This window comes from Arthrobacter sp. THG-b23 (genome assembly GCF_059091265.1).
Genome location: NZ_JBNHGM010000001.1, coordinates 1 through 14,483 on the forward strand (window position 1 = coordinate 1; position 14,483 = coordinate 14,483).

The following is a 14,483-nucleotide window of genomic DNA, read 5'->3' on the forward strand; positions in this document are numbered from 1 at the left end:
CCTGGCCGTGCCCCGCCAACGCGCGGCAGCGGAACTGGCCGACGCCCACCAGATCGCCACCTGCCTGCCCGCCACCCTCGCCGCCCTCGACCACGGCGACCTCGACCTGGACCGCGCCACCGCCATCGCCCGCAAAGGCGCCGGCCTGCCGCCCGAAGTCTTGGCAGGGTACGAAGCCAAGGTTGTTCCCGGCGCCGGGACCATCACCCTCGAATCCGTCCAGGCACGGGCGCGCACCGCGCGCGACCGGCTGCACCCCGAACCCCTCGAAACCCGGCACCAGGCCGCGATGGAACGCCGCACCGTCCAGTACCTGCCCCAGGACGACGGGATGGCCGAGCTCTACATCCGCACCAGCGCGGACAAGGCCCTGCTCGCCTACAACCTCATGCAGGCACACGCCCGCAGACTGCAGACCGCCGAAGAAACCCGCACTCTGGGCCAACTCCGCGCCGACGTCTTCACCGACATGCTTCTCCGCTACCCCGGCCACGCCTGCCAGCCCGCCACCGACACCAAAACCACCGAAACCGCCACCGGCGAAACAGCCGCCAGCCGAGAAGCAGCCGCCAACCAAGCGGCAACCGGCCCGGGATTGGCCACCGATTCCGGAACGGCGGCCGAATTCGGGACAGCACCAGGCGCCGCCCGAGTGGCCAGAGAGACCGGGACCGCAAGGCAGGGGCCCTGTACCTGCGGGGGCGGGAACGTGACCGCGTCCGTCGCTGTGACTGCGCCCCTTGCAACCTTGCTGCGGCTCTCCGAAGAACCCGGTGAACTTACTGGCTACGGGCCCATCCCGCCCGGAATGACCCGCGACCTCGCCGCGCTGGCCAAATCCTGGCTCACCGTGCTCACCGACGACCACGGCCAAGCCATCGCCGCCGCCAAAGACCTGCGCCACCCGCCCGAATGGCTCAAACGCCTCGTCCGGCTGCGCGACCGCCACTGCCGCGACTACGGCTGCGCCGTCCCCGCCGACCACTGCGACATCGACCACACGATCGCTTGGGAAGACGGCGGCAAAACCGTCCCCGAAAACCTCAGCGCCAGATGCAAACCCGACCACAAAACCAAACACCACGCCGGCACCACAGTCACCCAGGACCCCGACGGCACCCTCCACTTCACCACCCGCTCTGGCCACATCCACACCACCACCCCCGACGACGGCTGGGCACTCACGCTCCCCTCGGCGCCCAGCCAAGGAAATGCCACCGAAAGCACGGAGGACGGGGGTGGCAGTTCCCGAGGCGACACCGGCGGCGACGGCATCGCGGACGGCCCACGGGACGGTACCCCGCCACCGTTCTAGAAATCCCGCTTTTCGATCCAACCGATCGGAGGCGAAACTAACAGCAAGAGGATCGACAGTGACAAGGTACGCGAGGCCTAAGGCAAGAATTGACGATGCGCTCCGGGACTTCTTCGCCCAACAACGTCAGGTAAGACCGATTCGAGCCGACCGTTCACTCAGGTTGGAGGCTCACTTGCGGCGCTTTCTGGAAACCTGTGGTCCTGCCTACCTCTCCGAAGAATGGTGGATGATGCTCCAGCTGGAACGGTGCTTTGAGCCGCAAGGTTCCTTCGCACGGCTACTGCCTGCCGAATATCTGCTGCCACCGATGCATGAGTTCTTGTCGCCCGATTGGCTAATGGACCACGGCACGGACCGGTTGGTTCAGGTGAACCACAGCTACCGCCTGGTCTGCTGGCTATGCGGCAGCGGTTTGGTCAATCTCCGTGCGCTTCGCCCGAGCATCATCCGGTTCATGATCCGGCATGACGAATTGGCCGCACGTTCCAAGGGCCGCGTGGAACAACAGCGCACTCCACGGCCAGCAGGAGCACCGGAAGTCGACACCCGGCGAACTGGCGCGGCGATCACCCGGGAAGACCTGCCATAGGGGCAGCCGCGCCGGACCGCAACTCCGAATGTTCGAGGCCTTCCCCCACGGCGCGGCCTGGACGCCCGGCGCAGGGTTGTCGCTGTTGATGGTCGGTAGCACGGGGTGGGGCCGTGACGGTTGCCGCTGTGGACCACCATGGTTCCCGCCCGTACTCTTGGTGGGGCCGGGCTTGCAGAGACATCCCGGCCGTTTCCACGGCAAGAGACCCTGCGAAAGGTGGTTGCATGCGCACATTCGGTGTCGAAGAGGAGTTACTGCTGGTCGACCCCGCCACCGGTTTATCGGTGCCGGGCGCTGCAGCCGTGATGGACCGCTACCGCGGCACCACGGCAGAAGGCCAGGAACCCGGACATACGGGCGCCGCCGCTGCCGCTCCCTCCACCGGCCCGACGCTCGCGACCGAACTCCAACAGGAACAGATCGAGGTTATCGGCCCGCCGCGCTCCACCCTGTCCGATCTGGCGGCCGAAATTTTGGCCGGAAGAGCCTTGGCCGACGCCTGTGCCCGCGCCTCCGGAGCCAGGGCCGTCGCGCTGGCCACATCGCCGTCCCCGGCCGCACCGCATCCAGCGCCTGATGCCCGCGTCCAGGCGCTGAGGGCACAGTTCGCGCTGACCGCCGAAGAATCCTTGACTTCCAGTTGCCACGTCCACGTCAGTGTGGATTCCGAGGAGGAAGGGGTGGCTGTGCTGGACCGCATCCGGATTTGGCTTCCCGTCCTCGCCGCCCTCAGCAGCAACTCCCCGTTCTGGCACGGCCGCGACACGGGGTACGCCGGTTACAGAACCCAGGCTTGGCTGCGCTGGCCGGGCACCGGACCAACGGAAGTATTCGGCTCGGCGGCCGCCTATCACCGCTCGCTCAGGCAGGCCCTGGACAGCGGCGTCGTACTCGATCACGCCATGCTTTATCTCGACGCACGGCTGTCCCACAAGCACCCGACGGTCGAGATTCGGGTCGCCGATGTCTGCCTTCAGGCCGGCGACACCGTGTTGATCGCCGGTTTGTCGAGGGCTCTGGTGGAGACGGCAGCGAGAGAGTGGAGGGCCGGACTGCCCCCTGCACCGGTTCCGGCGTCGATACTCCGGCTGGCCGCCTGGCAAGCCAGCCGCTGGGGCATCGCCGGCAATCTCCTGCATCCCCTCACCGGCGTTCCTTGCCCGGCCGGCACTGTGATTGCGATGCTCTTCGAGCACACCCGGGAGGCCCTTGCCGACGCCGGGGACGAGACCAGCATCATGCTCCTGTCCCAGCAGGTCCTGGCCCGGGGCACGGGCTCCCAGCTGCAGCGCGAAGCCTTCGAACGCGGAGGTCTGGTGGCCTTGGCAGGCGCCGCGGCCTACTTCACCCACCTCACGCGGCAGGAACCTGCGCCAGCTGACCACAACCTCATGTCCGAGATGCTCGGGCATTCATAGGACACGGGCGCTCCTGCCGGCACCGGGCACCCGGTCCGGGTCCCCATGCGCTCACAACCAGCCGTGGACTAAACCAGGCAGACAGGAGGCCAGGCGGACAGGAGGCCTGCAGCTACAGACTGCAGCCAATCAGAAGCGGCTCAGGCTGAAGCCGGATGCCGAAGGACCGTTCAACTCCGTCCCGGACTGCCCGTGCAATCGCCAGGATGTCCTCGGCGCTGGCGCCGCCGCGATTGGTGATCGCCAGCGTGTGTTTGGTCGACAGGGAGGCGCGGCCGCCCGCCACCTCGTAGCCGCTGAGGGGACCGTTCGACGTTCCGGAAAGTCCAAAGCCCTTTGAGAAGCCTGCGTGGTCAATCAGCCAGGCCGCACTCAGCTTGGCCTTGTCCTCGGCGGGCCAGCGTGGCGCGTTCGCCGGCAGTTTCTCCGCTACGCCCATGTCGACAATTGGGTTCGTGAAGAACGAGCCGGTGCTGAACGTATCCCGGTCGGCTAAATCGTGGACCATGCCCTTGGAAGCGCGGAGCCGAAGCACCTCACGGCGAACGTCGGCGGCTTTGGCCACGCCTCCGACGTCAACGCCAAGCACGCGCGCCAACTCGGCGTAACGGACCGGATGGCTCTGGCGGCTGAGGGCTAAGCGGAACTCGACTTCCAGCACGACGAAGCGCGGAGATCCATTGGACGTGCTCTGTTTCAGGAACGAATCCCGGTAGCCGAATTTGAGGTCATGGTTCGCGAATTCCTGGACGGACCCAGTCTTCCGATCCCAGGTTCGGACCCGAACGATGGTCTGCGAGACATCGGACCCGTAAGCGCCGACGTTCTGAACAGGCGTTGCTCCTGTCAGTCCGGGGATGCCGGAGAGGGCTTCCAGCCCGGCCCATCCGTTGTCGACCGTCAGCGCTACCAGTTCGTCCCATGGCTGGCCCGCCTGTACCGTCAGCCCGACGGCGCCGTCATGCTCCCGAACGCTGTAGCCGCGGTTGGCGATGCCCACCACGGTGCCGGGGTAACCGTCATCGGAAATCACAAGATTGGATCCGCCGCCAATAACGAGCAGGTGGTCTCCGGACTCGTCGGCGGTGCGGACAGCCTCGATGATCTCGGACTCCGTGCCGGCCTCGATGAAGCGCCCGGCGGGCCCGCCCACACCGACCGTAGTCAGCGGCGCAAGAATCGTTTCGGTCACGGTGTGGGCCTCTCCAGCGCCGTGTGCGCGGCGTGCGCGGTGCGGTTTACCAAATCCTGACGACCGCCTGGGCTTTGACCAGCACCTTCACGCCTGCAGCGGTCACGGTCAGGTCGACGCGCGCCGTGCCGTTGTCCTGGTCGACGGCGCCGATGGCGCCGCTGACTTCGATCGTGGCGCCGGGTCCGTCAAGGTCCTCCACGAGCACCGGCTTGGTGAAGCGCGTCTGGTAGTCGACGACGGCGGCCGGGTTGCCGAACCAGTCCGTCACCAGCTGCACCGCGGCGCCCATGGTGAACATGCCGTGCGCGATGACGCCGGGGAGGCCCACCTGCTCGGCGAAGCGTCCGTTCCAGTGGATCGGATTGAAGTCGCCGGACGCTCCGGCGTACCTGACCAGGTCCGCGCGGGAAACCTCGATGCTCCGCGAGCCGATGTCCTGTCCAACAGTCAGTTCGTTCAGTTCAACACTCACTGGCCTTCCCCTCTCACCAGGATCGACGACGTGGTGGTGGCCGTTTTCTCACCGGCGACGGTGCTGATTTCCGCACGGGTGGTGATCATGGCCCCGCCGCCCATGGCGCGCACCTGGTCGACGTGCAGCTCGGCCACCAGTTCGTCGCCGGCGACGATCGGCCGGTGGTGCACAAACCGCTGGTCCGCATGGACCACGCGGGAGAAATCGATGCCGGAATCAGGGTCCTCGATCAGCTGGGCATCCGCGCGCTGGGCCACGATGATCGCGAAGGTGGGAGGAGCCACCAGATCGCCGTAGCCCAGTTCCTGTGCGGCTTCGACGTTGAAGTGCGCTGGATGCGTGGCCTTGACCGCCGAAGCGAACTCCCGAATCTTCTCGCGGCCTACGGTATAGGCGGCGCCGGCCGGGTAGGTGCGGCCGGCGAGGTCGGGGTTGACCCCGGCATGCTCGGACATGGATCTCCTTCAGATGGAGTGGATGGGACTATCGACGCTTCGCTGGAGGTGCGCCCCGTGGGCTGGCGGCTGCTTGCCGGGCCCGGGCGTCACGGAACCGGACCAGCAGCCCGGCCAGATGGGTCAGCAGGCCCGTGATGATGGCGGCCAGTGCAGTCCAGATCAGCCATTGGATGCTTGCCGAGGCCGCGATGACAGACAGGAGGATCCCGACGCCGATCAGCACCATGGCAGAGATGACCAGCTTGCGGTAAAGCGGCGAGCCGAGGTCCCAAGGATTCATACCTCAAGGTTACCGGCCACGTCCCCTCCCGGCCGAACCGCGGAGCCGTGCGCCCGTGCGCCCGGGCTCCCGGCGCCCCGGCCCACGCCCGGCGGGCACCGCCTGCCCCCGTTCGCCTAGAACAACTGTTCCTGCAGGAGGGGCTGCTCGGAGACATAGTCGCCGACGGCGATCCGGCGGCCCTTCACCCCGTCCAGGTCCACCAGGAAGATCGGTCCGTCGTCTTGGAGCCGCGCGGCCGCGACGCTGCCCAGGAGGCCCTCCACGATGAACCCGTGGTCACCCGAGGCGAAGCTGCCGGGGTAGCCCCTTTTGACGCCGTCCTTTAGAACCGGTGCCGCCAGCGCCGGAACCTGCCATTGTTCGTCGACGACGTCGAAGCCCTCCAGTTGAACGGCAGGCAGCAGTTCGCGCACGGTGGCAGCATGGCCGGAGTTGAGCCGGTCCACCTCGGCCAGCGGCAGCGGGGCCAGCAGCCCGGCGTACTTGGCGGCGCTGCGCATGGCTTGCGTCAATGCCGTATTTCCCGAGACCGCGTCCTCGAGTACCCGGACCACCCGTCCGTCGCGCGTCCTGGCGACGTAACGGGCGGCCACTGCGCCTTGTTCGGCCAGCCGTAACGATTTCCGCACGTGGGCCGCCGTTCCCACCTTGCTGGCACCGTTCGCGAACGTCGCCACATACAGCCAATGGGGTTGGGCGAGGTAGGCCAGCAGCCCCTCGGGTGCCCGGCCGCTGCGGTGGCTGTCATGCATGAAGCGCAGGTCGTCATTGAGGAAGCAGTTCACACATTGGTGACCCCGCTCCGCCGGAGCCTGCTGCCGGCACGGCACGTGCGTGCGCTCATCGGCGGACCGGACCCGGTGGCTGCCCAGGCAGTAGCGCCGGGGGTCCAGCACCCGGAAGCCCAGCCTCGACCCCTGCTTCACGGGCAGGTCTTTCGGCGTGCCGTCCGGAGCTGCCAGGCGCAGCAGGGGGCCCGCGGGGGTCCAGGCGATGCCGTGGGCGAGATACAGGGCGGGCATGGCGTCCACTCTAGTGAAGGAAGTGAGAGCTTCCCTGACCCGCCGGCTGCGGCCGCCGCGCCGGCGTTTGGGGTCGGCGGCGGGCGTCTTAACGGCCGAAGGGCCCGGGCGGAACTGGTGTTCCGATCGGGCCCCTCAGGCTCTTGGTAGCGGTGCCCGGACTCGATCCGGGGACCTCACGATTATGAGTCGTGCGCTCTAACCAGCTGAGCTACACCGCCACGAATGGGAGCGCCCGCGCTGCGTCTCGCGACGCAGACGCGGGCTTTGCCATTCAGAGCCCCCCACCGGAATCGATCCGGTGACCTCGTTCTTACCAAGAACGCGCTCTACCACTGAGCTAGGGGGGCAACGGAGAAATACATTACCAGCAATTTGCCCCGGGATGAAATCGGAATCGCGCCCCGTGGCGAAGGACACACGCCCGACGGCGGTCTCCTCCGCGGACTGTCCCGGGCAGCTTGTCTCCGGCGTCGTTTCGGGCGCCGCAGCACGCCCCTCCAATCGCGTGACGAACTGCAGCCGAGATCGCACCGAGGCGGCCACCGGACGCGGCCGAAAGGGTACTCTGGCGTCATTCGAAAGGACTCCCCCATGCAGGTTCCCCAGCCATTGGCCCGGGACGACATCGTCTCCCGGCTACGCGCCGCAGGCTGCGTCTTCGCCGAGGAAGAGGCCGACCTGCTGCTGGCCGACGGCGGTCCCCGGGAAGCCATTTCCGCCAGGGTGGAGCAGCGGGCAGCCGGGACGCCCCTGGAACATGTTCTGGGTTGGGCCCGGTTTTGCGGCTTGCGCATCTCGGTAGCCCCCGGGGTTTTTGTCCCTCGGCAAAGGACCGAGTTCCTGGTCCGGCGGGCCGCGGCTTTGGCTCCGGTGCCCACCGGCGTCGTCGTCGATTTGTGCTGTGGCTCGGGGGCCGTGGGGGCGGCGCTGGGTGGATTGCTCGAGCCCGCCGAACTGCACGCCGCGGATGTGGATCCGGCGGCGGTGGCGTGCGCGCGGACAAACCTGCCGGCGGCACAGGTGCACACGGGCGACCTGTACGCCGCGCTGCCCGTGGCCTTGCGGGGCCGTATCGACGTCCTGACCGCGAACGTCCCCTACGTGCCCACGGGGGAGATCAAGTTGCTGCCGCCCGAAGCCCGCCTCCATGAGGCGTGGTGGGCGCTCGACGGCGGTCCTGACGGCCTGGCGGTCATGCGGCGGGTCGCGGAGGGGGCACTGAGCTGGCTCGCGCCGGGCGGATCCGTGCTGGTGGAAACGAGCGAGCGGCAGGCCGAGGCAGCTGCCGGCGTCTTCGAAGCGCGCGGACTGGTGCCGGCCATCGCCCGTGCCGAGGAGCACGCCTCCACGGTGGTTTCCGGCACGCTGCCCGCTGGTTGAACGTGGCGGGGCGAGTCCGTTGCCGGAAAGGGGCCGGGCCGTTAAAGGCCTCCGGGGCACCTGTCCATGACAGATGCCCCGGAAGGGTTATGACTAGCTGGAAGCCGATCCGGCCAGGTCAGCCGCGGGTGTGGCGCGGCTTGCGCGCGGCGCCAAAGCCACGGTCGCTGCGCTCTCCGCCGAATCCACGGTCGGAGCGGTCCCCGCTGAAGCTGCGGTCGCCACTGAAGCTGCGTTCGCCGTCGCTCTTGTACGGACGGTCCCCGTCGAACTTCTTCTTGTAGGGGCGGTCGCCGTCGAACTTCTTCTTGAACGGCCGGTCGCCCCGGTCGCTGCGGAAGCCGCTGCGGTGTCCGCCGGCGACGTCGTCGCGGTCCCGGCGCGGCTTGCGGCCGCCATCCAGCTCCAGGTGGATCAGCTCGCCGCCGATGCGGGTCTTGGACAGCGCGCGCAGCTGGTCCTTGCTCAGGTCCGCGGGCAGCTCAACCAGCGAGTGGTCGGAGCGGATGTCGATGCCGCCGATCTGGGCGGCGGACAGGCCGCCCTCATTGGCGATGGCGCCGACGATGGACCCGGGCATTACACGGTTCCGGCGCCCCACGGCAATCCGGTACGTGGCGTTGCCCTCGGTCAGCGTGCGGGACGGGCCGCGCGAGTTCATGGCGTCGCGTCCCCCGCCGGCACGCTCGCGCTGGCCCTTCGGTGCTTCGGGCAGGTCCTGGACCAGCAGCGGACGTCCGCCCTGGGCCATGACGGCCAGCGCGGCCGCAATTTCGGCGGCCGGCACGTCGTGCTCGGTCTCGTAGTTCGCGATCAGGTCGCGGAAGATCGAGACGTCCTCGGATGCCAGGGTCTCGGTGATCTGTTCCGCGAACTTGCGCATCCGCAGGTTGTTGATGGTCTCGGCCGAGGGCAGGTGCATCTGCTCGACGGGCTGGCGCGTGGCCTTCTCGATCGCCCGCAGCAGGTACTTCTCGCGCGGGGTCATGAACAGGATGGCGTCGCCCGAGCGGCCCGCACGGCCGGTGCGGCCGATGCGGTGCACATAGGACTCGGTGTCGTGCGGGATGTCGTAGTTGACCACGAGGGTGATGCGCTCGACGTCCAGCCCGCGGGCGGCAACGTCCGTGGCGACCAGGATGTCGATCTTGCCGTCGCGCAGGGCCTCGACGGTGCGCTCACGCTGCTGCTGCGGGATGTCGCCGTTGATGGCGGCGGCCCGGTAGCCGCGGGCCTTGAGCTTGTCGGCCAGGTCCTCGGTAGCCATCTTGGTACGCACGAAGGCGATGACGCCGTCGAAATCTTCGGCTTCCAGGATCCGGGTCATGGCATCCAGCTTGTGCGGGCCCATGACCTGCAGGTAGCGCTGGCGGGTGTTGGTGCCCGTGGTGGTCTTGGCCTTGACCGTGATCTCGGCCGGGTCCTTCAGGTACTTCTTCGCGATCCGGCGGATGGCGGTCGGCATGGTCGCCGAGAACAGGGCGACCTGCTTGCTTTCCGGGGTCTTGGAGAGGATCTGGTCGACCTCTTCGGCGAAGCCCATGCGCAGCATCTCGTCGGCCTCGTCCAGCACCAGGTACTGGAGTTCGGACAGGTCCAGCGAGCCCTTCTCGATGTGGTCGATCACGCGGCCGGGGGTACCGACAACCACCTGGGCGCCGCGGCGCAGGCCGGCCAGCTGGGGGCCGTATGCGGAGCCGCCGTAGACGGGCAGCACGGTGAAGTCGTCCATGTGTGCGGCGTAGGAGGAAAACGCCTCAGCCACCTGCAGGGCCAGTTCACGGGTGGGGGCCAGCACCAGGATCTGGGTGTTCTTGGTCGGCGGCAGTTCGGCCATCCGGGAGAGGGCGGGAACCGCAAACGCCGCGGTCTTGCCCGTGCCGGTCTGGGCCAGGCCGACGACGTCGCGGCCTTCGAGCAGCACGGGGATGGTGGCGGCCTGGATGGGCGACGGCTTCTCGTAGCCGACGTCGGTCAGTGCTGCCAGGACACGGCCATCAAGGCCGAAGTCGGTAAAGAGTACGGTGTTCTCGTCTTCGACGGCCGGGGCGGCGTCGGTGTTTTCGGGCAGGGTATTAACAGTGTTTTCGGACACGGGGCAGTTCCTCGTATTCAGCTGGGGACCGGTGGCCGCGGCACATTAATGTCCGCGGTCCTCTGACTCAAAGCCCGGCGCTATTCCAATCCCGTGGCAGGGCTTTCCGCCGCTTCGCTGGCCACCCGCAAACTGCGGAGAGACCTGGCGGCGTTTTCTTTAGCCGGCGCTCCCAAACATGAAACTGCCCGCCGCTTAGAGGCGGGCCCACACACAATCAGACGCTTCGACAAGACCGTAAACGGCATTATCGCGCAGAACTAAGGGAATACCGACAGTGGGGGATGTATCCAGTGTACGGCACGCTCCGGCTGGCCAAGGACAGAGAGCACGACGACGGGCGGTGACCTTTGGCACAGCGGCCCGCCCGGCGCCGTGTGAGGTTCGTGTTCCTACTCCCCCTGCAGGGTCTGCTCGGCCCACTCGATCCAGGCCTCCTCGAACATGATGCCCGCCCGCAGGACGGCCCGCTGCAGCCGGTTGGCGTCGGTCCAGGTGCCCCGCTGGTCGAGCTGGCGGTAGGCCTCGAGCTGCGCGCGGTGCAGGCCCAGATGCCGCTCGATCTCGCCGGCGATCGGGACGTCTCCGAGCACCGAGGAGGCGCGGAGGCGGATCATCAGTTCCTCCCGGACCGGGCGAGGGTTCTGCTGTTCGTCGGTCCAGCGCCGCAATTCCTCCCGGCCCACGGCAAGGACCTGGTACTCCTTGGCCCGCCCGCGGCTGGAGTCGCGGCCCGTCGATTCGACCAGGCCGTGCTGTTCCAGCTTGGCGAGCTCGCGGTAAATCTGCTGGTGCGTCGCCGGCCAGAAGAAGCCGAACGACTTGTCGAACCGGCGGGCCAGTTCAGCCCCGGATCCGGGTCGTTCCAGCAAGGCGGTGAGGATGGCGTGCGGCAAGGACATGACAGCTCGTTCCGTTACAGGGCCGCAGCCAGCCGGGTCGCCTGGTCGATGGCGCGTTTGGCGTCGAGTTCGGCCGCCACGTCGGCGCCGCCGACCAGGTGGACCGGCAGCCCCGCGGCTAACAGCGCCTGCTGCAGCTCCCGCTGCGGCTCCTGGCCGGTGCAGAGCACCACGTTGTCGACGGCGAGCACCGTGTCGGTGCCGTCGACGGTCAGGTGCAGGCCGTCGTCGTCGATCTTGCGGTAGGTAACGGCCGGGATCATCTGCACCCCGCGGCTCTTGAGCTCGGCCCGGTGGATCCATCCGGTCGTCTTGCCCAGTCCGGCTCCGAGCTTGGATTCCTTGCGCTGCAGCAAATAGACGCTCCGGGCTGGGCGTTCGGGCCTGGGCGCGGCCAGGCCGCCGCGCACTGCCGGGTCGTCGTCGACCCCCCAGTGCTCGCGGAACCGGTCCGGATCCAGGGTGGCGCTGGGGCCGGCCTGGGTGATGTATGCGCTGACGTCGAAGCCGATGCCGCCGGCTCCCAGCACCGCGACTGTTTCACCCAGCTGCCGATGGTCGCGCAGCACGTCCAGGTAGCCGAGCACACTCGGGTGATCCACTCCGTCCAGGTCCGGAAGCCGGGGCACCACGCCGGTGGCGAGGACGACCTCGTCAAACCCGCCCTCGGCCAGGGCCGCCGCGGTGGCCCGGGTGTTCAGCCGCACCTCGACCCCGAGCAGCTCCAGCTGGCGGCCGAAGTAGCGGATGGTCTCGTGGAACTCTTCCTTGCCCGGGATCTGCTTGGCCAGGTTGAACTGGCCCCCGATGCCGTCCGCCGCTTCAAAGAGCGTGACCCGGTGGCCGCGCCTGGCCGCGGTGACGGCACAGGCCAGCCCGGCCGGTCCCGCCCCGACCACGGCCAGCGATTTGGGCTCGGTGGCGGGCGCGATCAGCAGTTCTGTCTCGTGGCAGGCCTGCGGATTGACCAGGCAGGAGGTGGTTTTGCCGACGAAGGTGTGGTCCAGGCAGGCCTGGTTGCAGGCGATGCAGGTATTGATCTCGTCCGCCCGTCCGCGCGAGGCCTTGAGCACGAATGCCGGATCGGCGAGCAACGGGCGGGCCATGGACACCATGTCGGCGTATCCGCCGGCCAGCAGCTGTTCGGCGGTATCCGGGTTGTTGATCCTGTTGGTGGTTACCAACGGAATTCCGACGGCGCCCATCAGCCGGCGGGTGACCCAGGAGAAGCCGGCACGTGGGACCGAGGTGGCGATGGTCGGCACGCGGGATTCGTGCCAGCCGATGCCGGTGTTGATGATGGTGGCCCCTGCGGCTTCGACTCCGCGGGCCAGTTCGGCGACTTCCTCGAAGGTGGATCCGCCTTCCACCAGGTCCAGCATGGACAGGCGGTAGATGATGATGAAATCCTCCCCCACCCGCTCGCGCGTCCGGCGGACAACCTTCAGCGGGAAGCGGATCCGGTTGCGGTAGCTGCCGCCCCAGCCGTCCGTCCGCTGGTTGGTGCGGGCGGCGATGAACTCGTTGATCAGGTATCCCTCGGACCCCATGATCTCCACGCCGTCGTATCCTGCTTCGCGGGCCAGCGCGGCCGCGTTCGCGAAGTCCTCGATGGTTTGCCCGATCTCCGGTTCGGTGAGCCCGCGGGGCGTAAACGGGCTGATCGGAGCCTGCAGCGGGCTGGGGGCTACCGGAGCGGGATGCGCGGCGTAACGTCCGGCGTGCAGCAATTGAAGCGCTATCCGCCCTCCCGCGGCATGGACCGCGCCGGTGATGATCGTGTGCCGGGCGGCGTCCTCCGCCGTCGTCATCATCGCACCGCCGGGCTGCAGCCTGCCGTCGGCGTTGGGGGCGAAGCCGCCGGTCACGATCAGCCCGACGCCGCCGCGCGCGCGTTCCGCGTAGAAGGCCGCCATGCGCTCGAAGCCGCCGGGCAGTTCCTCGAGGCCAACGTGCATGGACCCCATCAGCACCCGGTTGGGCAGGACCGTGAAGCCGAGGTCCAGCGGTTCGAACAACTTCGGGTAGGCCTCGCCCACGATGCACTCCTTTGCACAACAAGTTGCATAAAGCCTACGGCGCGATGGTCGGGCGAACAACCCCGGACGAGGGGTGCGGCCGGTGTGCTCAGGCGTGGACGCGACCGCGGTCGAGGACCCTCCGGACCGCTTTGCCGACGTTGCCGTGCAGCGCAATCTCGCCCGTGGCCTCGGAAGCCCGCAGCGCCTGCGCTTGCTCAGGGCTTAGCCCCAGCGATGATTCCGCCACGCTGACGCCGTGCGCGGGGCGGAAGAGGACGTGGATGCTGTCACCGGCGGCGAGGGAGCCGGGGGTGACGACCTTGAGATAGGCGCCGGGCAGCCCCTTGTGCAGGAAGCGCTTGACCCACTGGGGCTCACCCATGTGGCGGGCGAAGGTGGCGCAGGGTATCCGCGGCATCGTCACTTCGACGACGACGTCGGGGCCGACCTCCCACCGCTCCCCCACCAGCGCGCCGCTGACTTCCAGGCCCGTGGTCCGCAGGTTTTCGCCGAACAGCCCCGGCGGGACGTCGCGTCCGAGCTCGGCCGACCACGCGTCGGCATCCTCCTGGGCGTAGGCGTAAAGTGCCTTGAGCTCTCCGCCGTGGTTTTTGCGGTCCGCCTGGACATCGGCGCGCAGCCCCATCGGGTGGACCGGCACTCGTTCGTCCACCGGGCGCTTATCGATCCCGGTGATGCCCACCTTGCTGGCATCGGGTTTCAAGGCGTGCAGCCGGCAGACGGCCAGCAGGGATCCGGAATTCATGGGGCAATCATATGTTTGTCCGGATGCTTGCTCAGGCGTGGCCCTCGTAGCTGATGTCCTGTTCCTTGGCCCCGTCGGCCGGCAGCGGTTGGCCGCGGTATTTTCCGATGGCCCAGAGATTTCCGTCCGGGTCGTTGATGCCGAAGCCGCGGTCGCCGTAGTCGGTGTCCTGCAGGTCCCGGATGATCGACGCCCCGGCTGCCTTCATGCGCGCGTACGCGCCGTCCGGGTCGCGGGTGTAGACGTTAAGCTGGGCCGAGCCGGGTTCCCGGGCCCACAGGGTCCCCTCCGCGTGGCTGGAAACCATCACCATGCCGCCTTCGGGCCAGAGCAGCTCCGCGTGCACTACCAGGCCGTGTTCCTCGAACCGTGCGTGCTCCGTGAATCCCATGGTTCCGGTCAGGAACTCGATCAGTTCGTGGGCCCTGCGCGACTGCAGACCGGCCACAACGCTGGCCGGAGGGTACTGCTTGTTCGCATCCATGGACACAGTATTCTCTTCCGGCCCCGGACACGCCAGAGGCGGCGGCCCGGCCTGCCGGTACCGCCGCCTCT

13 protein-coding genes, 2 tRNA genes and 1 pseudogene are annotated in these 14,483 nt (G+C 68.1%); 4 read left to right on the forward strand and 12 right to left on the reverse strand.

Going from position 1 to position 14,483, the window contains the following annotated elements:
• The 3 genes from AC5RVD_RS00005 to AC5RVD_RS00015 all read left to right on the forward strand — a co-directional run.
• On the forward strand, positions 1–1,315 hold a 1,315-nt coding region (locus tag AC5RVD_RS00005), incomplete at its 5' end, for an HNH endonuclease signature motif containing protein (protein WP_494125563.1).
• A 229-nt stretch (positions 1,316–1,544) separates the two neighbouring features.
• Positions 1,545–1,907, forward strand: coding sequence for a hypothetical protein (locus AC5RVD_RS00010; RefSeq protein ID WP_494125564.1), 363 nt, complete (start codon positions 1,545–1,547; stop codon positions 1,905–1,907).
• A 227-nt stretch (positions 1,908–2,134) separates the two neighbouring features.
• Complete coding sequence (locus AC5RVD_RS00015; RefSeq protein ID WP_494125565.1) at positions 2,135–3,328, forward strand: carboxylate-amine ligase; 1,194 nt, start codon at positions 2,135–2,137, stop codon at positions 3,326–3,328.
• Between the two features lie 112 nt (positions 3,329–3,440).
• Here AC5RVD_RS00015 and AC5RVD_RS00020 read toward each other — a convergent pair.
• The 7 genes and pseudogenes from AC5RVD_RS00020 to AC5RVD_RS00050 form a co-directional block, all read right to left on the reverse strand.
• Positions 3,441–4,523 (reverse strand): annotated as a pseudogene (locus AC5RVD_RS00020) (UDP-N-acetylmuramate dehydrogenase); the annotation flags it as partial.
• A 43-nt stretch (positions 4,524–4,566) separates the two neighbouring features.
• Positions 4,567–4,995, reverse strand: coding sequence for a MaoC family dehydratase (locus tag AC5RVD_RS00025; RefSeq protein WP_494125566.1), 429 nt, complete (start codon positions 4,993–4,995; stop codon positions 4,567–4,569).
• A complete protein-coding gene (locus tag AC5RVD_RS00030; RefSeq protein ID WP_493981509.1) occupies positions 4,992–5,453 on the reverse strand; it encodes an FAS1-like dehydratase domain-containing protein in 462 nt (153 codons plus the stop codon). Before AC5RVD_RS00030 ends, AC5RVD_RS00025 begins: the two co-directional genes overlap by 4 nt.
• A 28-nt stretch (positions 5,454–5,481) precedes the next feature.
• On the reverse strand, positions 5,482–5,736 hold the full coding sequence (locus AC5RVD_RS00035; protein WP_494125567.1) for a hypothetical protein: 255 nt from the start codon (positions 5,734–5,736) through the stop codon (positions 5,482–5,484).
• 116 nt (positions 5,737–5,852) lie between these two features.
• Entirely contained in the window at positions 5,853–6,761 is a 909-nt protein-coding gene (locus AC5RVD_RS00040) for a DUF2797 domain-containing protein (protein ID WP_494125568.1), read from the reverse strand.
• Positions 6,762–6,905: 144 nt separating this feature from the next.
• A tRNA-Met gene (locus AC5RVD_RS00045) sits at positions 6,906–6,982 on the reverse strand.
• 57 nt (positions 6,983–7,039) lie between these two features.
• A tRNA-Thr gene (locus AC5RVD_RS00050) sits at positions 7,040–7,111 on the reverse strand.
• Positions 7,112–7,355: 244 nt separating this feature from the next.
• On the opposite strand from AC5RVD_RS00050, the gene AC5RVD_RS00055 reads away from it, so the two are divergent.
• On the forward strand, positions 7,356–8,144 hold the full coding sequence (locus tag AC5RVD_RS00055; protein ID WP_494125569.1) for a putative protein N(5)-glutamine methyltransferase: 789 nt from the start codon (positions 7,356–7,358) through the stop codon (positions 8,142–8,144).
• A gap of 118 nt (positions 8,145–8,262) precedes the next feature.
• Here AC5RVD_RS00055 and AC5RVD_RS00060 read toward each other — a convergent pair whose 3' ends face one another.
• The 5 genes from AC5RVD_RS00060 to AC5RVD_RS00080 all read right to left on the reverse strand — a co-directional run bounded on the left by AC5RVD_RS00060 (position 8,263) and on the right by AC5RVD_RS00080 (position 14,412).
• Entirely contained in the window at positions 8,263–10,260 is a 1,998-nt protein-coding gene (locus tag AC5RVD_RS00060; protein WP_494126039.1) for a DEAD/DEAH box helicase, read from the reverse strand.
• Positions 10,261–10,631: 371 nt separating this feature from the next.
• The gene (locus AC5RVD_RS00065; protein ID WP_494112489.1) at positions 10,632–11,141 is read right to left on the reverse strand and encodes a PadR family transcriptional regulator; all 510 of its coding nucleotides are present in this window, start codon (positions 11,139–11,141) and stop codon (positions 10,632–10,634) included.
• A gap of 14 nt (positions 11,142–11,155) precedes the next feature.
• Entirely contained in the window at positions 11,156–13,180 is a 2,025-nt protein-coding gene (locus AC5RVD_RS00070) for an FAD-dependent oxidoreductase (protein ID WP_494125570.1), read from the reverse strand.
• An 88-nt stretch (positions 13,181–13,268) separates the two neighbouring features.
• A complete protein-coding gene (locus tag AC5RVD_RS00075; RefSeq protein ID WP_494112487.1) occupies positions 13,269–13,928 on the reverse strand; it encodes an MOSC domain-containing protein in 660 nt (219 codons plus the stop codon).
• A gap of 31 nt (positions 13,929–13,959) precedes the next feature.
• Entirely contained in the window at positions 13,960–14,412 is a 453-nt protein-coding gene (locus tag AC5RVD_RS00080; protein WP_494112486.1) for a VOC family protein, read from the reverse strand.
• Between the last annotated feature and the right edge of the window lie 71 nt (positions 14,413–14,483).